General features: G+C 32.4%; 21 protein-coding genes. 11 read left to right on the top strand and 10 right to left on the bottom strand.

Features of this window, described 5'->3' with window-relative positions; all coding sequences use genetic code 11:
* Positions 1-386: 386 nt before the first annotated feature.
* Both AC3IPI_RS21400 and AC3IPI_RS21395 read left to right on the top strand, forming a co-directional pair.
* Positions 387-1,169, top strand: coding sequence for a HipA family kinase (locus AC3IPI_RS21400; protein ID WP_489155599.1), 783 nt, complete (start codon positions 387-389; stop codon positions 1,167-1,169).
* Positions 1,159-1,542 (top strand): DUF3037 domain-containing protein, encoded by a 384-nt coding sequence (locus AC3IPI_RS21395; protein ID WP_489155597.1) that lies wholly within the window; start codon positions 1,159-1,161, stop codon positions 1,540-1,542. The genes AC3IPI_RS21400 and AC3IPI_RS21395 overlap by 11 nt, the downstream gene beginning before the upstream one ends.
* Positions 1,543-1,831: 289 nt before the next feature.
* Here the strand turns inward: AC3IPI_RS21395 and AC3IPI_RS21390 are convergent, their stop codons facing one another.
* Positions 1,832-2,941: a pectate lyase family protein gene (locus AC3IPI_RS21390; protein WP_039119587.1), complete on the bottom strand. Its 1,110-nt coding sequence runs from the start codon at positions 2,939-2,941 to the stop codon at positions 1,832-1,834.
* A 164-nt stretch (positions 2,942-3,105) separates the two neighbouring features.
* Here AC3IPI_RS21390 and AC3IPI_RS21385 point away from each other — a divergent pair, with 164 nt between their 5' ends.
* Positions 3,106-3,690 carry a Crp/Fnr family transcriptional regulator gene (locus AC3IPI_RS21385; protein ID WP_489155594.1) on the top strand — a complete coding sequence of 195 codons (585 nt, stop codon included), beginning with the start codon at positions 3,106-3,108 and terminating at the stop codon, positions 3,688-3,690.
* Between the two features lie 383 nt (positions 3,691-4,073).
* Here the strand turns inward: AC3IPI_RS21385 and AC3IPI_RS21380 are convergent, their stop codons facing one another.
* The 5 genes from AC3IPI_RS21380 to AC3IPI_RS21360 form a co-directional block, all read right to left on the bottom strand.
* Positions 4,074-4,622, bottom strand: a complete 549-nt coding sequence (locus tag AC3IPI_RS21380) for a HutD family protein (RefSeq protein WP_489155592.1) — start codon at positions 4,620-4,622, stop codon at positions 4,074-4,076.
* Between the two features lie 341 nt (positions 4,623-4,963).
* Positions 4,964-5,470: a GNAT family N-acetyltransferase gene (locus tag AC3IPI_RS21375; RefSeq protein WP_489155590.1), complete on the bottom strand. Its 507-nt coding sequence runs from the start codon at positions 5,468-5,470 to the stop codon at positions 4,964-4,966.
* 116 nt (positions 5,471-5,586) lie between these two features.
* Complete coding sequence (locus AC3IPI_RS21370; protein ID WP_489155588.1) at positions 5,587-6,594, bottom strand: hypothetical protein; 1,008 nt, start codon at positions 6,592-6,594, stop codon at positions 5,587-5,589.
* Between the two features lie 76 nt (positions 6,595-6,670).
* A complete protein-coding gene (locus AC3IPI_RS21365) occupies positions 6,671-7,498 on the bottom strand; it encodes an SMP-30/gluconolactonase/LRE family protein (protein ID WP_489155586.1) in 828 nt (275 codons plus the stop codon).
* A gap of 132 nt (positions 7,499-7,630) precedes the next feature.
* Positions 7,631-8,680: a serine hydrolase domain-containing protein gene (locus AC3IPI_RS21360; protein ID WP_489155584.1), complete on the bottom strand. Its 1,050-nt coding sequence runs from the start codon at positions 8,678-8,680 to the stop codon at positions 7,631-7,633.
* Between the two features lie 282 nt (positions 8,681-8,962).
* Between AC3IPI_RS21360 and AC3IPI_RS21355 the strand changes: the two genes are divergently transcribed.
* Positions 8,963-9,880 carry a hypothetical protein gene (locus AC3IPI_RS21355; RefSeq protein WP_489155581.1) on the top strand — a complete coding sequence of 306 codons (918 nt, stop codon included), beginning with the start codon at positions 8,963-8,965 and terminating at the stop codon, positions 9,878-9,880.
* Positions 9,881-9,981: 101 nt separating this feature from the next.
* Here AC3IPI_RS21355 and thrC read toward each other — a convergent pair whose 3' ends face one another.
* From thrC to thrA, 3 genes are all read right to left on the bottom strand, one after another.
* A complete protein-coding gene (thrC, locus tag AC3IPI_RS21350) occupies positions 9,982-11,271 on the bottom strand; it encodes a threonine synthase (RefSeq protein WP_489155579.1) in 1,290 nt (429 codons plus the stop codon).
* 117 nt (positions 11,272-11,388) lie between these two features.
* Complete coding sequence (locus tag AC3IPI_RS21345; RefSeq protein ID WP_489155577.1) at positions 11,389-12,309, bottom strand: homoserine kinase; 921 nt, start codon at positions 12,307-12,309, stop codon at positions 11,389-11,391.
* 158 nt (positions 12,310-12,467) lie between these two features.
* A complete protein-coding gene (gene thrA / locus AC3IPI_RS21340; protein ID WP_489155575.1) occupies positions 12,468-14,915 on the bottom strand; it encodes a bifunctional aspartate kinase/homoserine dehydrogenase I in 2,448 nt (815 codons plus the stop codon).
* 642 nt (positions 14,916-15,557) lie between these two features.
* Between thrA and AC3IPI_RS21335 the strand changes: the two genes are divergently transcribed.
* From AC3IPI_RS21335 to AC3IPI_RS21315, 5 genes are all read left to right on the top strand, one after another.
* Positions 15,558-16,622 carry a rhamnogalacturonan endolyase family protein gene (locus tag AC3IPI_RS21335; protein WP_489155573.1) on the top strand — a complete coding sequence of 355 codons (1,065 nt, stop codon included), beginning with the start codon at positions 15,558-15,560 and terminating at the stop codon, positions 16,620-16,622.
* Between the two features lie 295 nt (positions 16,623-16,917).
* Entirely contained in the window at positions 16,918-17,994 is a 1,077-nt protein-coding gene (locus AC3IPI_RS21330) for a hypothetical protein (RefSeq protein WP_489155571.1), read from the top strand.
* 187 nt (positions 17,995-18,181) lie between these two features.
* Positions 18,182-19,696, top strand: coding sequence for a histidine ammonia-lyase (gene hutH, locus AC3IPI_RS21325; protein WP_489155569.1), 1,515 nt, complete (start codon positions 18,182-18,184; stop codon positions 19,694-19,696).
* Between the two features lie 48 nt (positions 19,697-19,744).
* Entirely contained in the window at positions 19,745-20,389 is a 645-nt protein-coding gene (locus AC3IPI_RS21320) for a DUF47 domain-containing protein (protein WP_035627329.1), read from the top strand.
* Positions 20,390-20,423: 34 nt separating this feature from the next.
* Complete coding sequence (locus AC3IPI_RS21315) at positions 20,424-21,764, top strand: inorganic phosphate transporter (protein ID WP_039114616.1); 1,341 nt, start codon at positions 20,424-20,426, stop codon at positions 21,762-21,764.
* 269 nt (positions 21,765-22,033) lie between these two features.
* Here AC3IPI_RS21315 and AC3IPI_RS21310 read toward each other — a convergent pair whose 3' ends face one another.
* Positions 22,034-23,479, bottom strand: a complete 1,446-nt coding sequence (locus tag AC3IPI_RS21310; RefSeq protein ID WP_489153512.1) for an IS1182 family transposase — start codon at positions 23,477-23,479, stop codon at positions 22,034-22,036.
* A 366-nt stretch (positions 23,480-23,845) separates the two neighbouring features.
* Between AC3IPI_RS21310 and AC3IPI_RS21305 the strand changes: the two genes are divergently transcribed.
* On the top strand, positions 23,846-24,850 hold the full coding sequence (locus tag AC3IPI_RS21305; protein WP_489155566.1) for a GlxA family transcriptional regulator: 1,005 nt from the start codon (positions 23,846-23,848) through the stop codon (positions 24,848-24,850).
* A 51-nt stretch (positions 24,851-24,901) separates the two neighbouring features.
* Complete coding sequence (locus tag AC3IPI_RS21300) at positions 24,902-25,534, top strand: DJ-1/PfpI family protein (protein WP_489155564.1); 633 nt, start codon at positions 24,902-24,904, stop codon at positions 25,532-25,534.
* The last annotated feature ends 70 nt before the right edge of the window (positions 25,535-25,604 follow it).

Genomic DNA, 25,604 nt, shown 5'->3' with positions numbered 1-25,604 from the left:
GCCTTAAAAGCAAACCAAACCAGAAAAAAATCCGCTGAATCTGCCAAATCTGCGTGAAATATCTGTGTGAAATAAAATTAACATAACGTTTTGCATCTTTATGGAATACATTGTGTGAGACGCACTGCGGTGCGTCTCTACAGCCATGGCGTGATAAATGTTGGCTCAGCATGACAAATCGATAAAAAATCCGCTGAATCCGCTGAATCTGCGTGAAACAAAATTAGCGCAATGGCCATCTTTACAGAATACATTGCGGGAGACGCACTACGGTGTGCCTCTACAGCCATGACGTGATTAACTTCAGATGTAATCTAAAAATCTAACTAATCTAAGAAGACTAACAAATCTAAATTAGTAAGTTTGTATTCCAGTAAAAGCTGACTATGAAAAACAAACTCGATCTAAGAACGGTAAACGTAACGCGATATATAAGTCCGTTGCGCGAAGGCGGTTCGTTACCCGCTTTAGCCGAAGCAGATGACGATTTTAAATACGTCCTAAAATTTAAAGGAGCAGGACATGGTGTAAAAGCCCTAATTGCCGAATTAATAGGAGGTGAAATTGCCAATGTCTTAAAACTTCAAATCCCCGAATTAGTATTTGCTAATCTCGACGAAGCATTTGGCAGAAGCGAAGGCGATGAAGAAATTCAGGATTTACTACAAGGAAGTCAAGGACTTAATTTGGCTTTACATTTTTTATCGGGAGCAATTACTTTCGATCCAGTTGTAACAGTAGTTGATCCTAAACTAGCTTCGCAAATTGTATGGCTAGATGCTTTTATTACCAATGTCGATCGTACGTTCAGGAATACCAATATGCTTATATGGCACAAAGAACTATGGTTAATAGATCACGGAGCATGTTTGTATTTTCATCATTCATGGAACAATTGGGAACAACATGCCAAAAGTCCTTTTGCATTAATAAAAGATCACGTATTGTTACCACAGGCATCACTTATAAAAGAAGTTGATTCAGAATATAAAGCAGTTTTAACTCCCGAATTATTACAGGAAATTGTAGGGCTTATTCCAGACGAATGGCTTAATTGGGAAGATACCGATGAAACGCCTGAAGCATTGCGAAATGTATATTTGCAATTTTTGCAAACACGATTAAACCATTCTGAAATTTTTGTAAAAGAAGCCGAAAATGCAAGATAACCACTTATATGAATATGCCGTAATTCGTGTTGTGCCAAGAGTAGAACGCGAAGAATTCCTAAATATAGGTATCATATTATTTTGTAAAAGAGCCAAATTTATAAAAGTATTGTATCATATAAATGATACGAGAATTCAAGCACTTTCAGCCGATTTTGATATCGAACAATTACATTGTAATTTAACCTCGCTAGAAAAAATAGCCAATGGAGCCAAAGACGGCGGACCAATTGGACAAATGGAAATTCCGGAACGTTTTCGTTGGTTAACGGCGATTCGTAGTTCGGCAATTCAAACCTCAAGACCGCATCCGGGTTTATGCCAGGATTTAGATAAAACAATTAAAAGATTGTTTGAGGAGTTAGTTCTCTAAATTTAAGGGACAAAGGTGCAGAGGTTCAAAGTGACAAAGGTTCAAAGGTACAGAGGTTGAAAAGGTACAGAGGTTGAAAAAGTAAATAAACCTATAGCTTTTTCTTTGCGACTTAGCGCCTTTACGAGAAAAACTTTTGCGTTTTTTGTGTATCCCGAAGCTTCGGGATTGCGAACTTTGCGGTTAAATCCTTAGTTTATATAAAAAAAATAAAACCATATAAGTCATATAAGAAAATCTAAATGCTCTTACATAACTTATATGGGTTAAAAAATAATTCAGTTTTTAATTAAAAAGAACCACAAGTATTACCTGTAAATGTAGCACCAGCTCCAGCAGTAACATCCGCTTTAACCGCAGATGCAGCAAGAGTCACAATAGAATATGGTGGCGTAAAAGCAGTATTACTTCCTGCAGTATTTCCAGTTGTACTTGTAAAAATATTTCCAACAGCAGTTACAGCTGTATAGCCAGTCATTAAGTCAATAGGAGTTTTTACACCTTCGAATACGTTGTTTTCTACACGAATATTAGCTTCAAAACCAGCTGCAACACATTTATTGCTAACCGTACTATTAAAATAGCTATTTATGATATGCACTTGACCAAAACGAACTCTTGGCATTCTTTCCTTACATCCTGGAGCCCACCAACAACGAGCAAAAGTAATTTTCAGATTTCCACGGTCAGCCGTTGCGCCATCGCTAGAACCAATTAAGTTAGAGTATCTATGATCGTCTGATCCTCCAGAACCACCAGCTTTAGGAGGTTTTAAGTACCCAAATTTTGTGTAAGAAACAGTAACGTAATTCGACTTGTTTTTTATATCAAGATTACCATCTACACCATCTCTAAACTCACAATGATCTACCCAAACATTTCGGCAGTCATCTATAATAGCATTATCCCAACCATCAGTATCATAAGCACCGGGACCTTCAAAAATTAAATTTCTGATAATAATATTGGTACACCTTTTAATATTAATAATACCAGAATTTGCCTGAGTTTGATCTGTAGAGACCAATTTAGCTCCGCTAGCACCATAAATTGTTTTGCCAGATTGATCCTGAAAAGATAACCTTGTTGTAATTGTAATAGTACCAGTAACCTTTACCACTTTTACAGCGCTGTTTTCAATAGCGGCTTTTAGTTGTGCGTAGGTAGTTACAACAGTTTCTGCTGCGCTTCCGCCTCCTGTAGTTCCTCCGTTTTGCGACGCCCATCCAGGAACCTCAGCACAATTACCCACTTTGGCAGTCAGATTTTGACTTGTTGATAAAGCTGTACTTGCATTGCTATCACCATTTTGTGTAGCAGTAATTTCTTCGTTGTTGCAACTTGCAAAGCCGAAAATCAGAGTTAATAATAACGCTGATAATGTAGATTTAATCTTCATAATAGATATTTTGGGGTTAATTAATACGCCAAAAGTCTTTATAAAATATTTTAAAAAAATTGAACTAGTTCTATCTTTTTTATTAATTTAGTAATCGATTACATTTATTTTTTATTATCTATAAATATATTGTAAATTAAATAGTTATAATGTTTTTGCTAAAAATGAAAAATAACCATATGTATAAACTATTAAGGGATAATATTGAGCGCAAAATTACCCTTACAGATACTGAATGGGATATAATTATAGAAAAAACAGAATTTATTAAACTGAAGAAAAACGAGTTTCTACAAATTCAGGATTCTAATAGTGTATATGAAGGTTTTATTTTAAAAGGAGCATTTAAAATCTATATCCTAAACGAAAGCGGAAGTGAAAGTGTGCTCTTTTTTGCTTTCGAGAATGACTGGATGTGTGATATTGAAAGTTTCTATCATCAGAAACCAACCAAATACAATATAAAGGCAATAGAAGACAGCGAAATATTGGTAATTAATAAATCGAATAAAACGCTATTATTTAAAGAAGTGCCAAAGCTAATTCAGTTTCATATAGCAATGGTAGAAAGAGCCAATATCCTTATACAAAATAGACTTCTTGACGTTTTAAACAAAACATCCAAACAGCGATATCTTGAATTTATAAAGACTCATCCAGACAAAACACAGAAAATAAATAACAAAAATTTATCCTCATACCTTGGAGTTTCACATGAGTTTTTATCGAAGATAAAGAGAAATGTTTAGCTCTTTTTTTAGGTTCAAAGTGGCAAAGGCTCTAAGGTTCTAAGGTTTGAACGGCATAATGTTAATGATTCTCAAAGCTTTTTTTCTTTGCGACTTAGCGTCTTAGCGAGATAACATCTTAGCGAACTTCGCGGTTAAATTTTAAAATCTAATATTCCAAAGAGACATTCATTTGAAAAGGCAAGCATTATATGTTCCTTTTTTTGATTTTCAATAACTAATAAATGTTTAGGTTTTTGAGAGGTTCAGAGGCTTTTTTAAGGTTCAAAGTGGCAAAGGCTCTAAGGTTTGAACGGCATAATGTTAATGATTCTCAAAACTTTTTTTCTTTGCGACTTAGCGTCTTAGTGAGATAACATCTTAGCGAACTTTGCGGTTAAATTTTAAAAATCCAATATTCCATAGAGGCATTCATCAGAAAAATGAAGCATTATATTCTCCTTTTTTTGATTTTCAATGACTAATAAATCATAAGGATTTAGGTTGTATGGCTTCTCATTAATTTTAATAACTGTTGTATGTAGAGAAAATAAAATTATTATCTGAGCATTACAACTCTGATTACTATTCGTTATTTTCAGTTTGTGATGGGAAATTTTTTCAGAAACCATCCAATTAAAATCAATACCTTTTGTATAAGAAGTTACTTCATCATCCGAATTAAATTCCATGATTTCATATTTCTCATATGATTTTTTTTCTTTGTTTACCTCAATATGCAAGCCGTTATCAAGCATAACTAAGTATCGGTAGTAACCCTTAAATTTGGTAAACTCTGAAGGTTCTTTCTCTATTGTAGCACTGCTTATCCTGAATATAAAATTCCTATCGGTATAGTTTGCTGCTTTCGGATATATCAGATATTCATATGTCAATCCACCACTCCAAATAGAGGCTGTACAATCTTTTTTAGGCAAAAGGTGTATGTTCATTATTTATTTTTAATAAGAAATCAATATTTTTTCTAGGTTCAAAGGTTTTCTGTAGAGACGCACCGCAGTGCGTCTAAAGGTTCAAAGGTTCAAAGGTTCAAAGGTTCAAAGGTTCAAAGGTTCAAAGGTTCAAAGGTTCAAAGGTTCAAAGGTTCAAAGGTTCAAAGGTTCAAAGGAACTAAGGTTTGAAAGGCACAAAGTTACTGATAACCAAAGCTTTTTTTCTTTGCGACTTAGTGTGTTAGCGAGATAACACTAATATCTTAGCGAACTTCGCGTATCTCTTTGCGACCTTTGCGGTTAATTTTTTCGGGTGACTTATAAACTTTGTGGTTAAACAATTAAACCTTTTTCTCTAATACAACAAACTCCAAAGGTTCTTCTGCAACAGTAACATGAACATCACTTTCAGGGAAAGGTTCTCTTACGCCCGTATCTACATAACCATTACGTTTGTACCAAGCAACGAGTTCTTCTCTAACAGATATCACTGTCATTATGATTTTAGGTAAACCCAATTCTTTAGCGTGAATTTCGGCCTGATGTAATAGTTTTTTACCAATACCGCTATTTTGTAACTCAGGCGAAACCGTAAGCATTCCTAAATAGAGTTTATCCTCTTTTTCTACTAACAAAACGCAACCGATAATCAGGTTATTCTCTGTGAATTTTAAGATAGTATTCTTGGAGTTTTGTATAGTTTCAGTTAATTCTTCTTCAGTAGTTCTTTTTCCTTCTAATAAGTTAGCTTCAGTTGTCCATCCTTTTTTAGAAGATTCGCCGCGATAAGCAGAGTTTATTAATGTATTTAATGCTGGAATATCTTGTAATGTTGCTTTTGTAATCATGAGGTTTTTTATTCTTGAGATTGGTTTTCAAAGATAAAAAAAAGCTACAAAATTATAGTTGTAGCTTTTAGTTTAATCTTATGGAAATCGGTTATAAATTCAAACAGTTATTGAAATTATTCGTAAGTGTATAGTGTTTTCATAACTAAAGGACGATCAGGCTGCGATGCTCGAGTTGTCGTTTGTTTAGACTCTTTTAGGTATCCATTCGAGTCATACACATATTCATAATCATATCTCAATTCATATTCTGTCACACCTTCAGATACCGCCTTAACTTTCCAATCTAATATATGCATCCAATTATAAATGTAACATCTAAAGATAGGTTCACTAGAATATATACCAGCTTTCGCATAATCTATGGTAAGTTCGTATGTAATCTCAGTAATTTTATCTTTAACAACATATTCAATTCCAGTAGGAGTTTCTTTAGCTGTAGAGTAGTTTTTTTCAGTCAAGAGAATATTAACAAATACTTTATTATCAACATAGTTGTATAAATAAGTAGCGGTTTTAGGATTGGTAACAGTTTCGTATGTATAATTACCATCAGGTTCTTGATGTTCAATCTCCTGCTCATAAGTTCCTGTTTCAACTTCTTTTGCAAGACGCCCGATTTCGTCGTAATAAATATCCATTATTCCTCCATCATTGCCAGTTGTTTTTGTGATATACCCACCACTATTAATTTCAACAGGATTATTACCATGAAAGGCTTTTGTAACTTTATCTGCAGCATCAAACTCATATTTAGAAATTATTCCGATGAATTTGTCTTTGATGTATCTGTCTATTGAATACAATCGACCTTTTGAATCATACAAATATCTATTTTCTTTCAACTCATTTTGAACCTCATTCCCAAGTTGATCTTTGGTAACTCTAAAAATTAATTCTTTGACAATACGCTGTTTTGTTGCGGTTGATTTTCCAGTAACTTTTCCAGTAAGGGATTTAGGAACCAATTGTATTGCGGGTTTAAAAACTTCTTGATTAGGTAATCTTGGATCTGGTGTTTGGGCAGTTTGAGGTGGAGTAACTGTAGTACTTTCGTCCTTAGAGCAATTAATAAATAACATTGGTAAAGCGATAAGTAGTATTCCTAAAGTAGTTTTCTTCATTTTTAGTATTGGGTTAGTTAATTATAAGTGGTTTCTAAAATAGATAATTTAAGAGAAAAGACAGGTTATTATTATTTTATCTAAGTGAATAAGCTGCTATGGTTTTTTTGAAAAGGGAAGGGACATAGACTATTCTTTTCTCATTGTCGAGTCCTATATCCGCCGAGTAATATTCTTCTTTTCTGGTATCCGAAAGAATTTCTTTTGAGCCATCTTTATTTACATAATAAATAATTCCAGTCCAGCAACTCACAATAAACTCTCCTTTTGCTATTTGCTCAATTCCATCTGTATTTTCATCCATACCGTCTGTCAAAAGGTGCTTGTTCTTTTTATTATCCATTTTGTATAATGAACCATTGTCTAAAAAATACAAATCATTATCGATGAATTTTAGACCATTTGGCTTGTTTAAGTTTTCTAAATAAACAGTTGCTATATCATTTTCTAATTTGAAAATTTTACCAACTTTTGGATCAGACACATAAACAACTCCTTTTTTATCAACAGTTACATCGTTTAATATTTTGGAATCATCAACGGTTATTTTTTTTAGTATTTTTTGTTGTTTTATATCAATAATTACAATTTCTGTAAGGTCGGCTACAAATAATTTATCTTTGAATTTTGCCATTCCTTTTGGAGCATTTAAGCCTGATATCCAATTTAAATTAATGATTTCACCATCGGTAGTTAATTTCCCTATACTTCCTTTTCCGTCACGTTCAGCCGGTGAACCATCCATTAAAGAGGTATATAATACCCGATCTATTTTATCATAAAATACCGATTCTGGAATTGGTAAAATACTATCTGTTACCCAAATTCTTTTTAAAGAATGTTGAGCAATACTTGAAAAACTTATTATTAATAGCAATAAAACATAAAAAGTATTTTTTTTCATTTTGATTGGTTTTTGGTTCGTTTTTTTAGCAATGCTGGTCAATTCGATAAATTAAATAGCTATCGAAACTTCATGTAATCTAAATATTTTTATATTGATAATATTTCACAGTTATTGAATTCTTATGTCTGATTAATTCAGTAACCCACTATTCAACACAATCTTCCTAATTTCAGCTTCAAAATAATAAGCGATATCAAAATTATCAAAGGTTTGGTTTTCCAGAACAATGATACTTGTTTTTGTTTCAGGATAATATAAATTTACCGATGTAAATCCTTGATCAGGTACGATTCCGGTATGACCAAATTCTTTAATTTTAGCTTCGTCGTTCACACGAATGCCATAGCCATATCCAATTTCTTTATCGCCAAAAACAGGATGTTGGTTGGTAATTGTATAAGTGGTCATTCGGGCGTAGGTAGCTTCTTTTAAAAGTTTACCATTATGCAGCAAATCATTCCAAATAGCTAAATCTTTAACTGTGCTAACAAGTCCTGCAGCAGGAACTCGATCTTTAGGAATAATAACACCCTGGATTACTTTGGTTGTATTGTCTTTAAGATATTGACGACCGTTTACAACTTCATCTTGGTTATCTGAGTTAGGAAAAAAACTATCTTTCATTTTGTTCACTTTGAACAATTCGTTTACAACAGCTTCATAGGTTTTATTAGTTACCCTTTCGATAATCTGTCCTAGCAAAATATAATTCAAATCGGTATATTTAAATTCAGTTCCAACAGCAAAGGCGGTTGGCTTTTCTAAATCTACAATTCCTGAAGTATGATTTAGTAAATTCTCTACAGTAACAGTACTAGTCCAGGGCTGTTTTAGGTTTGGTAAATATTTTTTTATAGGAGTATTTAAAACAATCTTTCCTTTTTCAACTTCCTGAAGAATTAAAACAGCAGTTATTTGCTTACTATTGGACAAAATAACAAAATGGTCATCTAGTTTTAGAGGTGTTTTTTTTGTATAATCAGAATAGCCGTATGCTTTAGAGTATTTGATTTTTCCGTTTTGAGAGATTAGTATAGTCCCATTAAACGGACGTACTGAAGTTGTTTGAATTAAACTATCAATTCTGGCTGTGTAATTGTCTTTGACTTGAGCAAAAATAGTTTGTTTAAAAGCGAAGAGTAATAATAGAATTAGGAAAAACGTAGGTTTGATTTTCATGAAATTAGAATAGTTTTTTTTGGTTTATAGTTAAAAAAGCAAAACAAAAATACTATTATATTTGTTAAAATTTTATTTGATAAGGAATAAAATTATCTTAGGTTTTACTTCGTGTTTCATCTGATTTTGGTTTGAGGACTCCGATACAAATCAATTTTTTAATTAATATTTTTCTTTACTTCTTTGTAGATTTAACTAGCGTAGATAATTTTTTAATTGTAAGATTAATGTCTTAATATTGTCACGAAAATTTAAGACTTAATATAATCAATTACCTATTTTATGAAATTTCCAAAACTACTATTTTTTTTACCTCTAATGAGTGTGGTAATAACATCATGCTCCTCTGATGATTCTAAATCTGATCCAGTTGTAGCACCACCAGTTATTGATTTGGCAAATCAAAAACTGATTTCTTTTTCTTATCCTTATGATCCGTATATCGGAATTAGACGTGATGACGAATCCTATGAATATGATAACACAAATAAAATTGTTAAAGTAAAAGAAGGTGGATATGTTTATGGAATTACTTATGTGAGCCCAGATTTAATTGAGGTTAATCAATTAGAAGATAATCTTACAGGTTTTAAAATAATTTCTAAAAGATCAATTCATTTAAAAGCTGGAAGTGTTGAGTCAATAATAAATAACGAAATTTTTGTATCTGAAACTAATAGTGAAATTTCTAGTGTTAGTTCAGATTCAACAGTTTTTACATATAAAAATCAATACATTTCTAAAGTTGAATCATATAGAAAAAGTAAATATTATCCTACTTATAGATTAGGTCAACAAGTGGATTTTGAAGAACAGAATGGAAATATTACCAAAGCCATAATCAAATCAGTTCTGGCAGGAACTAGCTATACGATTAATTATACTTATGATTCTGATGCTTATGTAAAAGGTAGTGATTATACGTATGAAACTCCACTGCTTTATAGCTACTATACGCTTTTTTCTGTACTACATGACAAATTTGGAAAAAAGAGCACTAATAATATTGTAAAAATAGATCATGAGTATACTGATTCAAAGCCATCTCCGAGGTCCTTTAAAACAATGACTCTGAGAAGAATTTTGGATAGTGAAAAAAGATTAAAAGAAATTGTAGTATCAGGAACTACTTTTGATGATCTTAAGAATTATGTAGGTTTAGATTTTAAAGATGCTAAAGGTACTTTTACTTATAAATAATTGTAGAAAATAGATTGTTTTCCTAAAAGAAAACCACAAATTGTACTAGTCATTTTTAGTGTAATTTGTGGTTTTTTTTAGGTTTTATAATCAGAAGTGTATTACCCTAAAAATGATTTCAATTCCTCATAAGTAGCAATCTTTACACTTACTTTATCCTCATTAATAACACTTTCAATTTGTTCCGGAATCGAAAGTTTAATTCCTAAAGCAGGCTCAACAACATCAAGAAATTTAATAGGATGAGCAGTTTCTAAGAAAATACCAATTGCATTGTCATGCTTTTGTAATTCTTTTTTCAAACCAAGATAGCCAACTGCACCGTGTGGTTCTGCAATATAACCGTTAGCTTTATAAATCTGTTTCATTGCTTCTAACGTTTCTTCATCAGTATAACTATAAGAAGAGAAGTCTTTTTCGAAAGCTTTTAAATCATTTTGGTACATTTCCTGAATACGAATAAAATTACTCGGGTTACCAACGTCCATGGCGTTTGAGATAGTTGCTTTAGAAGGTTTCGGGTCGTATTTTCCGTTTTCTAAGAACCTTGGTACAGTATCATTTACGTTTGTAGAGGCCACAAAATGTTCAATTGGCAAACCTAATTTCTTGGCCATAATTCCGGCGCAGATATTCCCAAAGTTTCCACTTGGGCAAGAGAAAACTAACGGTTTGTTTTGGCTTTTCAACGCTTTGTAAGCAAAGAAGAAATAGAACATTTGCGGCAGCCAACGCGCAATATTGATAGAATTTGCTGAGGTAAGGTTTTTATGTTTTAGAGTTTCATCTAGAAAGGCTTTTTTTACCATATCCTGACAATCATCAAAAACACCATCAACTTCTAGAGCTTTGATGTTTTGACCTAATGTTGTTAGTTGCTTTTCCTGAATGTCGCTTACTTTTCCTGAAGGATATAAAATCACAACTTCTACACCCGCAACGCCAAGAAATCCGCTTGCAACGGCTCCACCAGTATCACCCGATGTAGCCACAAGAACTGTATTTTTACTTTCTGCTTTATCTTTGTTAAAATAGGCCAGACAACGTGACATAAATCGTGCACCAACATCTTTAAAAGCCATTGTAGGCCCGTGAAATAATTCAAGCGAATAAATTCCTTTTTCGACCTCAACAACTGGGAAATCAAAACATAACGTTTCGGAAATTATTTCTTTTAAGATATGCTCAGGAATTTCATCTCCAACAAATTGTTTGATGGCTTCAAAAGCGATTTCTTCATTGCTCAGATTTTCGATTGCATCAAAAAAAGAAGCATTTAATGGTGTGATAGTTTCTGGAAAATACAATCCTTTATCACTTGCTAATCCTTGTATTACAGCTTCCTGAAAAGAAACCTTTGGGGCATTATGGTTTAAACTATAGTATTTCATTTTTTTATTGCTTTGCGCAGTAAGCTTTAGGCTAGAGGCTTTAAGCTTTTTTGCTAATGTTTAATTATTTTTATGCTTCAAACGGTAGGCTTAAGGCTTAAAGCCTATTGCTTAAAGCTAAATTACGCGTACTCCGTCTGGATTAATTTGCGAGATATGAATTTCGTATGGTAAATCTATATTATCATATACTTCGCTCATGGCTTTACCGATTTTTTCAGCGTTTTCTTTTCCTCTGCTTAAAGCAAAAATAGAAGGGCCAGAACCTGAAATTCCAGAACCTAGTGCGCCATTTTCGAGAGCTGCTTGTTTAATTAAATCAAAACCAGGAATCAAGACACTTCGTAAAGGTTCTACGATTTCGTCATGAAGAGATCTTCCGATCAAATCGTAATCTTTAGTATATAATCCAGCGATTAAACCACCTACATTTCCCCATTGCATAATGGCGCTTTTTAGGGAAACATTTTGTTTTAATACCGAACGTGCATCAGATGTTTTTAGTTCGATTTGAGGATGTACAACTGTAGCATATAATTCTTCTGGACTATCTATTTTTATAATATCCAGCGGATTGTAGCTTCTTACCAAAGTAAAACCACCCAAAAGGGCAGGAGCAACGTTATCGGCATGAGCATTTCCGCTAGCTAATTTCTCGCCTTGCATGGCAAATTGTACCAATTCTTTTCTAGAATAAGGACGTCCTAATAATTCGTTTATGCCAAATACAGCACCAGCAGAACTTGCGGCACTACTACCGATTCCGCTTCCGGCTTTGATATTCTTATAAATTTCGATTTCAAATCCGAATTCGGTTTCTATAGTTTCAAGCATTGCCAATGCTGCAACTCCAGCTACATTTTTCTCAGTTTCCAAAGGCAAATCGGCACCAATAATTTTTGTGATACGAACACCTTTCTGATCTGATTTACGAACAATCATTTCATCACCCGCAGTTTCTAAACAAAGTCCGAGAACATCAAATCCACACGAGAGATTGGCAATTGTTGCCGGACAAAATAGTTTTATTTCTTTCATTTTTTTTAAGTTTCTGAGGCTCTAAGTTGCTAAGTTTCTAAGCTTTTTCTTAAATAAGAGTCTCTTTATATCTTTATAATAATATTTAGAATTCCTAAGATACTAAGTTTCGAGTTTTTCTCAGAACCTTAGTAACTTAGCAACTTAGTACCTCAAAATTAATTATTCCCAATTCTAATTACATCTGCAAAAATCCCCGAAGCTGTAACTGCAGCACCAGCACCAGCGCCTTTTATAAGTAGCGGCTGATCTACATAACGATCGGTGTAAAACAATACAATATTGTCTTTTCCTTCCAGATTATAGAATGGATGATCTTTTGGGATAAATTGTAATCCTACGCTTGCTTTTCCGTTTTCGAATTGAGCTACATATTTTAATCTTGAATCTTTACTTAAGGCTTCATCATAAATAGATTCAAAATGTGCTGAATATTTTTTTAATGATTCAAAGAAAGCTTCATTTGTAGTTGTTGCAAGAGATTCTGCAGGCATGAAAGATTCATTTGCAATAGCATCAATATCCATTTCATAACCACTTTCTCTAATTAGGATTAGAATTTTTCTGGCAACATCAATTCCGCTTAAGTCAATTTTTGGGTCAGGCTCAGTAAATCCTTGTACTCCGGCTTCTTTTACCACATCGAGGAAAGAGTTGTCTTTATCAAAATTATTAAAGATAAAATTCAAACTTCCAGATAAAACAGCCTGAATTTTATGTACTTTATCACCAGATGCAATTAAGTTTTTTACTGTATCTATAATTGGTAAACCTGCACCAACATTGGTTTCGAATAAAAATGGAGCATTGAATTGGCGTGATAAATTTTTTAGTTTTTTATAATTAGCATATTCAGATGAACAAGCAATTTTATTACAAGTTACTACCGCAATACTTTGTTTTAAGAATTCTTCGTAAGTTTCAGAAACAGTTGCATTTGCTGTAATATCAACAAAAATACTATTACGTAAATTCAGTTCTTTTGCACGTTCTATAAATGCATCTTTATTAGCTGTTTCTCCATTTTCAAGAGCCGATTGCCATTCTTTAAGTGAAATGCCATCTTCGTCGAAAATCATTTTTCTAGAATTGGATAAAGCAATAACGCGAACATTTATCTTTAGGTTTTCTTTCAAAAACTTTCTTTGGCTGTGAATTTGTTCGATGAATTTTTCTCCCACGTTTCCAACTCCCATTACAAATAAGTTGAGTTGTTTGGTATTCTCTTCAAAGAAGTTTTCGTGTAGGGTATTCAATGCTTTTTTTACATCACGCTCATTAATTACAACCGAGATATTTCTCTCGGAAGCCCCTTGAGCAATGGCACGAATATTCACGTTATTTTTACCTAAAGTACTAAACATTCTTCCGCTTAAACCTTGGTGATTTTTCATGTTTTCACCAACCAATGCAATGATGCAAAGGTTTTTCTCAACAATACAAGGATCCACTTTATTTTGAGTAATTTCTACTTCAAAAGCACCATTAATTGCTTGTTCTGCATTTTCGGCATCAGCATTTAAAATACCGATACAAATAGAATGTTCAGATGATGCCTGAGTAATAAAAATGACATTGATACTTTCGTTAGACAAAACTTCAAAAAGACGTTTTGAAGAACCGGAAACACCAATCATACCTGAACCTTCAAGAGTTATTAGCGAAATATTATCGATATGACTAATTCCTTTTACAATAGTATCTTTTGATGAAACCTGATTCGAAATATAAGTTCCTTCCGATTCTGGTTCAAAAGTATTCTTGATTACAATAGGAATGCTTTTTCTTAAAACGGGTTGGATTGTAGGCGGATATAACACCTTGGCACCAAAATGCGATAATTCCATCGCTTCCTGATAAGAAATAGTTGCAATAGGGTGTGCTTGTTTTACAATTTTAGGATTGGCAGTGTACATTCCGTTTACATCAGTCCATATTTCCAGTCCTTTAGCATTCAGTGCGCCTGCCAGAATTGCAGCAGTATAATCAGACCCGCCACGACCTAATGTTGTAATGATTCCATCTAGTGACGAAGCTATAAAACCAGGCATGATAACGACTTGAGATTCATTTGTAGCAAAGTAATCACGAATTAATTGATTTGTAACTTCAAAGTTTACAGCGGCTTTCCCAAAATGATTATTGGTTTTTATAAGTTCGCGGCTGTCTTTGTAACCGCTATTTTTATTAGTTTGTTTTAAAGCTTCGGCAATAATATAAGACGAAAGCAATTCTCCAAAACTCAAGATAGTATCAGATGTTCTATTGGATAATTCTCCTAATAAGAAACATCCGTCAAGTAAAGTTTCAAGATGGTTTATAATTCTTTTTACGTGGCTTAATAAGCTACTTTGTTCGCTAACAGGAATTAGAGCTTTTAAAGTATCTAAATGTTTTTTCTCTATTTCTGCAACTATATCTTTAAAACTTTCGTCATTAGAAGCTGCTTTCGTAGCAGCAGCCTGAAGTAAATCGGTTACTTTGCTTAAAGCTGAAACAACAACTACTAATTGATCTTGTTCTGATTTTTTGTTTACAATTTCTAAAACTCTTTTTATATTTTCGGCATTGGCGACCGAAGTTCCACCAAATTTTAATATTCTCATTTTGTGTTTTTTATTTTATAAATGCAAGTGTTTATACGTATTCAATGCTTTTCTTCTTTCTAGAAAAAAAAGTATGGATAACCGGATTATATGTAAAAATGTATACCCCTAAGGGGTAGTAGTAATTGTAGAAGTTGTTGTAGCAGTAATTGCAACCCAGTTTTGAGTTGTTATCGAAGAGTGATATTTTATACTGTTATCTTTCATTTTTGATTTTTCAAATGTACAGGTTTTTCTAAAGAGCAAAAAATCAAATTGAGTTTTTGCGAATATTTTAATAATCAGGAGGGTAAAATTGCAATACTGACTATTTGTTAAAATTTAAAGCTTCAAAATAGGGTATTCATATATTTATCTCAGATTAAGAGGGGTATTTTCTTTTGTCTGAGCAACAATATGAGTTTAAATCGCTTACAAATCGAACTTCAATAGTAAAATACATATATGCAGTATAATTTCTCGTTTCAATATTTGCTATCTTAATTTTGAGGTCAAGTTACTAGGGTTATATTTTAGGAAATGGATATATTTAATTTTAAAGAAAATTATTATTAATAATTTGTTTATTTAACATGTAAAATCTTTAGTTGTTTGTGTTGTTTTTAACTATTTTAGCCGAAATAATTAAAAAAAAATATAAAAATGAAGAAAAAAATCACTCTGTTATTTGTATCTTTTTTCATACTTACATCTTGTAGTAGTGATGAAGATAGTTCTATTATTCCAATAGCACCAGTGGCTCCTACTGCTATTCATGCAGTATTAAATGAAGGTAGTGTAGATGTAGATTGGTCTGTTGTACAAGGTTCTGGTATTACATATAATGTTTACAGAAATGCTGTAAAAATTAATAAAGCTCCACTTACGGAAGCAAAATTTACAGATGTTCTTAAAAATACAGGTTCTTTTGTATATACTGTTACGGCTAATTTAGATGGTGCGGAGAGTACAAAAGGAGTGGTTTCTGAAAAAGTAATATTAGAACTTCCTAAAACAAAAACTATGCAATCAATTGATATATATTATGACACGAAATATGAATATGCATATACTTATGACACATCTAATATTACTAAATTAGTGAGTCTAACTATTAAAGAAACCAATACAGATTTAACATACAAAAAGGTAACTGTAACGAATACAGTAGTTAAGTATACTTATGCTGGAAATTTAATTACAAAAATGAGCTACTATAGTGTTGATGATATTCCTAGGTCCTCTGTTGAGAATGTGTATAATGCGCAAAAGAAAATGATAGGTAGGATAGTAAAAAGATCGGATGGAAGTATTAATTATACTGTAACTTATAAATACAATGAGGATGGAACAATTACTGAAACAAATGACGCACGTGATTCGGGTGTGGGGATATATACTTTCGGAAAAGGTAATTTGGTAAAATATAGTATTACAACTCCAATGCGTGAAGATGAATATCTTGCGGTAAGTAATTATGTATTTGATACAAAGAATGAACCTACTTTAAATATTTTAGGATTTAATTTTTTTGTAAATAATAGTAAAAATAATGAGATCAGCTCCTCAACTGTTATTACGCTTAATGGTGAACTTTCGAGTACGGAATCGTCTAAAAGTGATAATACGTATAATGAAAATGGTTATGTTTTAACAACAATGAAAACTCTTAAGGTATCTTCTGGTGAAACATTACAAACTCAACAAACAGTTATTACTTATTATTAATTTAAGAAGTTTTAATTTGCCTAAAATTATAACAAAAGCACCCCATTTAGAGTTGCTTTTGTTGTTTTGGCACGTTCCTTTATTTACTATTAAGATTAAATAATCCTAAATAAACATTACTTTTTAATATTTGGCATTATAAACGGTCAAATTATAGTGGTTTATATTTTTGAGAATTGATACAATTTTATAATTAATCCTAAAAAAAAGATTATTATTCATTTAATTATATGTTTAACATGTAGAACCTTTGGTTATTTTAGCTATTTTCGCCGAAATAATTATAAAAATAAAAATGAAGAAAAAAATTACTCTGTTATTTATATCTTTTTTCATACTTGCATCTTGTAGTAGTGATGAAGATAGTTCAGCTACTCCAGTAGCTCCTGTGGCTCCTGTGACTATAAAAGCAGCATTAAATGGGGGTGGAGTAGATGTAAGCTGGTCTGTTGTGGGAGGTACTGGTATTACGTACAATGTTTACAGAAACGATAATCCTGTAAAAATTAATGCCGCCCCACTTACAGAAGCAAAATTTAAAGATGTACTTACATCTACTGGTTCTTTTACATATACTGTTACTGCTAATTCAGGAAGTATGGAAAGTGCAAAAGGGGTAGTTTCTGAAAAAGTAATATTAGAACTTCCTAAAACAAGAACTGTAGAATCAATTAGTACTAGAGAAAACACAAAATCTGAATATACGTATACTTATGATGCGACCAATATTACTAAAATAATAAGTCAAACGATCAAAAGTACTACGACTAGATTAAGTGATCAAACCGTAACTGTATATGATGTAATAGCAAAGTATACGTATAACGATGATTTAATCACAAAAGTGACCTACTATAATGTTGATAATACTGTTAAGTCATCTTATGAATATGTATATAATACAAAAAGAGATTTGACATCTATGATAAGAAAGGGATTTGATGGAACTATTGATTATACAATTAATTATGCTTACGGTACGGATGGTTTAATCACCGAGACGAGCGATTACCCTGATTGGGGCACCTGGGTTTATACTTATGAAAAAGGTAATATGGTTAAATATGTTCATTCAACTTCATATGTTGATATGACTAACTATGTTGAAACATCAGATTTTGTTTATGACACAAAAAATATGCCTACAAAAAATATTTTAGGATTTAATACTACTCTTATAGGTGTTAATAGTGCTAATAATGAAGCTAGCTCTTCGGTTATTGTAACTGAAGATGGAAATGTAGTCAATACCAGATTATCGAGAAGTGAATATACCTATAATGAAAATGGTTATGTTTTAACAAAAATGAGATTTCATGGAAAACCTACTGCAACAGTGCTAAATGAAAAAACAGTTATTACTTATTATTAATTTAATAGATTTTTAAAGTTTATATAAATTATAATAAAAGCAACTCATTTAGAGTTGCTTTTATTGTTTTTACTACTGTTTTTTCATTTTCTTATTTTTTATTTGAGAAGAAGTATTAAATAATCCTCAATAAACATTGCTTTTTAATATTGATTTGCTGAATTTTGACATTCAAATACAATATAAAATGAGCAACATTCATTATATCAGTACGGAGCTACTGAATTTAGAGCAATTACAAGAGATAATCGTAGAGCAAAAAACATTAGAACTATCTGATGAAGCTAAAATCAATGTTCAAAAATGCAGGGATTATTTAGATAAAAAAATGGCTTCACATTCTGAGCCTATTTATGGTATCAATACAGGATTTGGATCACTTTGTAATGTGAAGATATCTAATGAAAATTTATCTAAACTTCAAGAAAACCTTGTAAAATCTCATGCTTGTGGAACAGGTGAGGAGGTACCACAAGAAATTGTAAAATTAATGTTATTGCTTAAGATACAATCATTAAGCTACGGACATTCGGCTATACAATTACAAACATTAGAACGTTTAGTTTCTTTTTACAACAATGATATTTTACCAGTTGTTTATACGCAAGGATCACTTGGTGCATCTGGAGATTTAGCTCCATTAGCACATTTATCATTGCCGTTGTTAGGTGAAGGTGAAGTATATTTTGAAGGGAAGAAAGTACACTCAAGTGAAGTTTTAAAACACTTTAACTGGGAGCCAATTGTATTAAAATCTAAAGAGGGATTAGCATTATTAAACGGTACACAGTTTATGAGTGCTTACGGAGCTCATATTTTAATGAAAGCTTATAAGTTCTCTTATCTAGCCGATTTAATTGGAACAATTTCTTTGGAAGGTTTTGACGGAAGAATCGAACCGTTTCATGAATTGATTCATTTTATCCGCCCTCATAAAGGACAAATTGTTACCGCACAACGTATCAAAGAATTTTTAGAAGGAAGCGAAATCATATCTCAGGTAAAAACGCATGTTCAGGATCCATATTCGTTCCGTTGTATTCCGCAAGTTCATGGAGCTTCAAAAGATGCTATTGATTATGTGAGAAAGGTTTTTAAAACAGAGATTAATTCGGTTACTGATAATCCTAACATATTTGTAGAAAGCGATGAGATCATTTCTGGAGGAAATTTCCACGGGCAACCTTTGGCTTTAGCCTTAGATTTTATGGCAATTGCTTTGGCTGAATTAGGAAGTATTTCTGAAAGAAGAACGTATCAATTAATTTCAGGATTACGTAATCTTCCTGCATTTTTGGTAGATAATCCAGGGTTAAATTCAGGATTAATGATTCCGCAATATACAGCAGCAAGTATTGCTAGTCAGAACAAGCAATTAGCAACACCATCTAGTGTAGATAGTATAGTTTCTAGTAATGGCCAAGAAGATCACGTGAGCATGGGTGCAAATGGTGCTACCAAAGCATTGCGTGTTATGGATAATTTAGAGCGTATTCTTGCTATTGAATTATTAAATGCTTCGCAGGCAATTGCTTATAGAAATCCGTTGAAATCAAGCGACTTTATCGAGATGTTTTTAAGCAGTTATCGCGAAGTTGTACCGTTGGTTACTGAGGATAGAATCCTACATTATGATATCGAAAAGACAATTTCATTTTTGAATAGTTTCCAAATTGAAAATGATTTGTTAACAATGGCTTAACATAGCGAAAGAATAATGAAGTAATTTTGCAGTATTAAAAATATAAAAATGTCAATAAACAGTATTTTCCAATTTTTAGTGCCGAAAGACAAGAAATTCTTTCCACTTTTTGAAGAAGCATCAAGCAATTTAATTGAGTTAGCTTCTAACTTACACGAAGCAGTAAATCTTCCTTTGAAAGAAAGAGAAGTACTTTTTCAAAAGATTGATGAATTGGAACAAAAAGGCGAGGATATTACTCGTCAGACAAATCTAGAATTAAGCAGAAACTTCATTACTCCATTTGATAGAGAAGATATTCATACTTTGATTACTTCTATTGATAACGTAGCCGATTATTTACATGGTGCTGCAAGCAGAATGAAGTTGTATCAGGTTGATAAGATTACAAAATCTATCAGAAAAATGACTGAAATCAATCTTGAAGCATGTCAGAATATTGATAGTGCAGTAAAAGAATTGAGAAATTTAAAGAATTTCAAAGTCATTAAGGATGCGTGTGCCAGAATTAATAAACTGGAAAACAAGTCGGATAATGTTTATAACAAAGCAGTTTTTGAAATTTTTGAAAACGAAACAGACGCTAAAAATATTATTAAATATAAAGAAGTGTTATCTGTTTTAGAATCTGCAACAGATAAATGTAAGAGTGTTGCAAACATACTAGAATCTATTTCTGTAAAACATTCTTAAATTCAATTTATTTCAATTCTGAAGTTATAATTTTATGACGCTACTTATAATTATTATAGTATTAGCTTTAATCTTTGATTACATCAATGGTTTTCATGATGCGGCAAATGCTATAGCTACAGTTGTTGCTACAAAGGTATTAACGCCTTTTCAGGCCGTTCTTTGGGCAGCATTTTTTAACTTTTTGGCTTATTGGGTTTTCGGTTTTGGTGTAGCAGATACTGTTGCTAAAACAGCAAACACCATGGAAATCAATCTAGTTGTGATTTTGGCAGGGGTTATCGCTGCTATTTGTTGGAACTTATTAACTTGGTGGTTAGGAATTCCTTCAAGTTCATCTCATACCTTAATTGGAGGTTTTGCTGGTGCTGCAATTGCTCATGCAATCGCTGTACATGGTTTCTCTGGTTATGTAGGAGAAGATGGTACCACACAATATTGGTATCAAATTGTAAGCTGGTACAAAGCAGGAAAAGACGGAGGGATGCCCTCGGGAGTTCTCGTCATAGTTGCTTTTATCGTTTTAGCACCGCTGTTAGGAGCATTAGCTTCTTATTTAATTTCTATTTGGTTATTGAACTCTTCTAAAAAAAGTATTTTACCAAAGTTATTCACGATTGCTTTAATGATTTTTACAGCTGTTTTTATCTATTACCAAATGATTCCTTATGAAACAATCATAAAGGATGGAGGAAAACCTCGTTTTGCGTCTTCAGAATTTTGGAGCGTTGTATTAGAGGCACATAATATAAAATGGTTTTTGGTAGGATTTATTATCTATTCAATTTCAGCATTTGCTTTGATATTTAGTAGTTTAAATCTTCATCAGGCAGATGGAGCACTGAAAAAAATGCAATTACTATCTTCGGCTGCTTTTAGTTTAGGTCACGGTGGTAACGATTCTCAAAAAGTAATGGGTATTATTGCAGCAGCAGTTGCGGTTTATATTCATACAAATCCAGGTGTACATATGGATGCTTGGTTAGATGTGGTACTTCCGTCAGATGATGGAGCATTCAAGATGCCATCTTGGATTCCTTTAGCTTGTTACTCTGCAATTGCAGCGGGAACATTAAGTGGTGGATGGAAAATTGTAAAAACAATGGGTTCTAAAATCACTAAAGTAACTTCATTTGAAGGTGTAGCTGCAGAAACTGCAGGAGCATTAACATTATACTTTACAGAGCATTTTAAAGTGCCAGTAAGTACAACACATACTATTACAGGATCTATCATTGGGGTTGGATTAACAAAACGTGTATCTGCCGTTCGTTGGGGTGTAACAGTAAGTTTATTATGGGCTTGGGTATTAACGATTCCTGTTTCGGCACTTTTAGCTGCAATAGTGTATTATATACTTAGTATTTTTATATAATAGAAAAAAAGTATTTGTGAAATGTGAGATTTAAAATCGCATTTTAAACCTATAAAAAAAAGCTAGTTTCTTTATTGGAGGGCACTGAAAAACATCCCTTATTTTGATTGGGATTGTTTTTAGACAATGAAAAAACGCTTATAACAGGATTTAAAAATATCCGTTGTAAGCGTTTTTCGTTTTATATCTGTTTTTTATTTGCAGCTATATGAATCGATTTTTGATTTATAGGGGGCATTTTGTGTAGGCATACTTATTTTATAAATTTCTTACATTAATTTCAGTATTCTTTTTAAGTTGACTGTAAAAATAGCCATTGCTCCTTGCATTTGCATATTGGCAATGCCGTACGATATTGCTCTATCATAGCCATGTACGTTTTTTAACTCACTATTTTTAGCCTCTATTTTGTATCGATGTTTTGCTTTTTCTTTGAAATAATCCGTTTCTTGAAAGGCGATTTGTTCTTGGTGTAAGTCTGATTTTATCCTTACACAGTAGGTTTTTGTTTTTGCCCCTTTATAACACCCCTGTTTTAAAGAACAAGATTTGCATTTTTCGACATCGAAATAGTAGGTATATGTTTGATTTTTCCCAACATTTTTTTTGCCCTGTCTAGCTTTTCGTATAGCCATATGTCCTGCAGGACAAACCATTCTATCGGCATCTTTATTATATTGAAATTTATCTTCCTCTTTTCTTGTCCCATTTGCTACTGAAACATTTAACTTAGCTACAACTCTAATATTTTTCCCGTTTGCTCGCTTGAGATTTTCTGTTCCTGAATAAGCTCCATCACCAATAATGGTATTTACATCAATTCCGTTTTGCTGACTAATCTCTAAGAGTTTTGGTAACTCTGGACCATCTGCTTTCTCTCCTGAGGTAACTACAGCCGCTGTGATGATTCGCTCTTCGGTCATCGCTAAATGAGTCTTGTATCCAAAGAAAGAGCTATCTGCGGATTTATGACCTGTTTTAGCATCTATATCTTTTGATAAGATAAAATTTTCCTGAGTATCTTCTATAGTTTCTTTAAGCAGATTTAGCTTTTCTTTTACAGCAGGTATAGAACTCAAAGATTCTTCTTTTTCTATGCGCTGCTCCAGTTCTTTACAATAGGCTAATTCTTTTTCCAATTCATTGGTATTGTTCTTCTCGGGCATATGCTCTTTGAATTGGTCATCAAATAAATATACTGTTCTTCGTAGAAGTTTAGAGCGCTCTCTTAATACATCAATTGCTGCAAATGGATTTGATCTTGATAAAGTGTGTGTAGCATCAACTATAATAGACCTGGATCTGATGATTCCCTTTTCGACGGCTATAGATACTGTTTTACCAATGAGTAGATTTAATAAGTCCGTATCCTTCAGGCGAAGTTTACGAAATTTCGTTAAAGAACTTGGATTAATAACACTCTCCTCTGGTGTCATTTCTAAGAAATACTTAAAAGACATATCAAAACGTGAACGTTCTACTACATCAACATCCGAGACATCATAAATTGTTTTTAGAAGTAAATACTTAAACATACGCACTGGGCTTTCTGCTGTGCGACCATTAGTGATGCAATATTTATTTAGCAACTCATCGTAGATGAATGAGAAGTCTATGAGTTCGTTGATTTTTCTAAGGAGATTATCCTGAGGAACAATTAAATCATATAATGAGGAATAGGGACTAAACTGAATTTGTTGCTGTTGAATTAACATCTAAAAAGCCTTATGATTACACTCAAAAGATACAAAAAAAAGGAGCAGAAACTTTTAGCTTCTACTCCTTTTAATTAACAATTTATTCGTGAAAAGGACTTTTTCAGTGCCCTCCTTTATTGAGACTAGCTTTTTGTTTGTTGCATGTTTTTTACTGCCTAAATTTTATTTTCTATTATTAATATGTTGATTTAAAAAGATTAATCTTTCTGAAGCTTTAATAATATAAAAGACAATTTAATGGTTATTGACTTGTTTTTTAAAACTAGTTTTTTTAGAAGTTTTCATTCGAGTTAATTGCAAGGATGGCATAAATTAAGGTAAAATTGGCATTTACGCCAAATATGAAGTTTATATCTTTGAATTATGGAAAAAAAACTGATAGTTATTGTTGCAATACCCGATATGCTTATTCTGGATCTTGCAGGTCCTATGGATGCATTTCGCCTTGCAAAACATCTGATTGAAGAACAGGATAAGCAAATTAAATCTTTTAATTATGATGTTGTAATTGCATCACCTACGGACGAATTATATTTAGGTAATTTTAATGGTTTAAACTTTAGTTGTGATAAGAAAGTTGTTGACATTGTTGAGCCAATTGATACCCTTATTATTAGTGGATTTTCCTTTAAAACTCCACCACAGGATTATCTGATTTTTCAGGAATGGTTACAGAAAAATGCATACAAAATCCGTCGTGTTTGTTCCGTTTGTGTGGGAGCATTTTTATTAGCAGGATCAGGATTGCTGAATGGTAAACATGCAACTACACACTGGATGTATTGCGACTTACTAAAAAAGAAGTATCCCTTAATTCAGGTAGAATCGAAACCTATTTATATACAACAAAATTCAATATATACAGCTGCGGGTGCATCAACTGGTATTGATTTGTGTTTGGCTTTAATTGAAGAAGATTGTGGAAAGGAAACAAGTCTTTCTATAGCAAAAATATTAGTTATGTATTTACAAAGACATGGTAATCAGAGTCAGTATAGTAACTTTCTCTTACAGCCTGTGGTAGATAGTATGATTATTAAAAAACTTCATTTCTGGATATTAGAAAATTTAAATAAGCCGATAACTGTTCAAAATATGGCTGAAAAAGCAGCTATGAGTCTGCGTAATTTTAATAGAGTCTTTACTGCCGAAACGGGAATTACTCCTGCTAAATACGTAGAAAAAGTACGATTAGAAACGGCGAAAAAATATTTAGAAGAAACAGATCATGAACTAAAAAATATAGCGCATCTGGTAGGATTTGTATCAATAGATACTATGAGAGGAGTATTTATGAAACATTATCAGATTTCTCCCGCTGTTTATCGTATACAGTTTCAGAAATCAGACTTTAATCTGCTATTATAAAACCGTAGCGTTAAAAATGTAGAATAATAATTAAAATTAAAATCATTTAAAATGGAATCAAAAAAATTTCCACAATTCAACGAAAAAAAAACAATAAAAGTCGCGTTTCTAGTATTTGATCAAGTTGAAGCACTTGATCTGAATGGTCCTATAGATGTATTTGCCAAAGCTAATTTTTTTGGTAACAGATTTGAGCTCTATAGTGTTTCCCCAAATGAAAGTTTAGTATATTCTGAAGGTAATATCCTTCAAATCAAAGCTACTTATAATTTTTCTAATGCTCCACAGGCAGACATTATAGTGATTCCCGGGGCAGAACCATCTTTAGCAAAGCAGATTGGGGATAGTAATATTGAGATTGCCGAATGGATTAAAAGTCAACATAAGGCGGCGGCATTGATATTCTCAGTTTGTACAGGCTCCGTGATTCTTGCTGCAACTGGAATATTGGATAATAAAAAAGCAACTACTCATTTTGGAGCAATGCAGTATTTAAAGATGCATGAAAGTATTGAGATTGTTGAAAATGTACGATATGTCTTAGATGATGAAGTACTCACCACTGCAGGAATCACTTCGGGTTTAGACGGAACATTATATGTAATTGAAGAAATATTAGGTAAGGAAATTGCTGAGAATGTTTCGAAAATACTGGTTTACAATCGCGATGCGGTTTATGAATAATTAAATATAAATTTATTAAATGAAAGCTACAGGAGTAAAAAATCTTGTAGCTTTTTTGTTTGTTGAAATA

The sequence above is a fragment of the Flavobacterium sp. GL_143 genome (genome assembly GCF_057834355.1).
This window is presented reverse-complemented; position numbering and strand designations above follow the sequence as displayed.

What these genes read in the sequence shown, in the direction of transcription:
- thrC (WP_489155579.1), bottom strand. Translation starts at nt 11,271, where the DNA reads ATGAAATACTATAGTTTAAACCATAATGCCCCAAAGGTTTCTTTTCAG.
- hutH (WP_489155569.1), top strand. Translation starts at nt 18,182, where the DNA reads ATGAGCAACATTCATTATATCAGTACGGAGCTACTGAATTTAGAGCAA.
- AC3IPI_RS21320 (WP_035627329.1), top strand. Translation starts at nt 19,745, where the DNA reads ATGTCAATAAACAGTATTTTCCAATTTTTAGTGCCGAAAGACAAGAAA.
- AC3IPI_RS21360 (WP_489155584.1), bottom strand. Translation starts at nt 8,680, where the DNA reads ATGAAAATCAAACCTACGTTTTTCCTAATTCTATTATTACTCTTCGCT.
- AC3IPI_RS21345 (WP_489155577.1), bottom strand. Translation starts at nt 12,309, where the DNA reads ATGAAAGAAATAAAACTATTTTGTCCGGCAACAATTGCCAATCTCTCG.
- AC3IPI_RS21400 (WP_489155599.1), top strand. Translation starts at nt 387, where the DNA reads ATGAAAAACAAACTCGATCTAAGAACGGTAAACGTAACGCGATATATA.
- thrA (WP_489155575.1), bottom strand. Translation starts at nt 14,915, where the DNA reads ATGAGAATATTAAAATTTGGTGGAACTTCGGTCGCCAATGCCGAAAAT.
- AC3IPI_RS21300 (WP_489155564.1), top strand. Translation starts at nt 24,902, where the DNA reads ATGGAATCAAAAAAATTTCCACAATTCAACGAAAAAAAAACAATAAAA.
- AC3IPI_RS21370 (WP_489155588.1), bottom strand. Translation starts at nt 6,594, where the DNA reads ATGAAGAAAACTACTTTAGGAATACTACTTATCGCTTTACCAATGTTA.
- AC3IPI_RS21305 (WP_489155566.1), top strand. Translation starts at nt 23,846, where the DNA reads ATGGAAAAAAAACTGATAGTTATTGTTGCAATACCCGATATGCTTATT.
- AC3IPI_RS21330 (WP_489155571.1), top strand. Translation starts at nt 16,918, where the DNA reads ATGAAGAAAAAAATTACTCTGTTATTTATATCTTTTTTCATACTTGCA.
- AC3IPI_RS21355 (WP_489155581.1), top strand. Translation starts at nt 8,963, where the DNA reads ATGAAATTTCCAAAACTACTATTTTTTTTACCTCTAATGAGTGTGGTA.
- AC3IPI_RS21395 (WP_489155597.1), top strand. Translation starts at nt 1,159, where the DNA reads ATGCAAGATAACCACTTATATGAATATGCCGTAATTCGTGTTGTGCCA.
- AC3IPI_RS21385 (WP_489155594.1), top strand. Translation starts at nt 3,106, where the DNA reads ATGAAAAATAACCATATGTATAAACTATTAAGGGATAATATTGAGCGC.
- AC3IPI_RS21315 (WP_039114616.1), top strand. Translation starts at nt 20,424, where the DNA reads ATGACGCTACTTATAATTATTATAGTATTAGCTTTAATCTTTGATTAC.
- AC3IPI_RS21390 (WP_039119587.1), bottom strand. Translation starts at nt 2,941, where the DNA reads ATGAAGATTAAATCTACATTATCAGCGTTATTATTAACTCTGATTTTC.
- AC3IPI_RS21335 (WP_489155573.1), top strand. Translation starts at nt 15,558, where the DNA reads ATGAAGAAAAAAATCACTCTGTTATTTGTATCTTTTTTCATACTTACA.
- AC3IPI_RS21380 (WP_489155592.1), bottom strand. Translation starts at nt 4,622, where the DNA reads ATGAACATACACCTTTTGCCTAAAAAAGATTGTACAGCCTCTATTTGG.
- AC3IPI_RS21310 (WP_489153512.1), bottom strand. Translation starts at nt 23,479, where the DNA reads ATGTTAATTCAACAGCAACAAATTCAGTTTAGTCCCTATTCCTCATTA.
- AC3IPI_RS21375 (WP_489155590.1), bottom strand. Translation starts at nt 5,470, where the DNA reads ATGATTACAAAAGCAACATTACAAGATATTCCAGCATTAAATACATTA.
- AC3IPI_RS21365 (WP_489155586.1), bottom strand. Translation starts at nt 7,498, where the DNA reads ATGAAAAAAAATACTTTTTATGTTTTATTGCTATTAATAATAAGTTTT.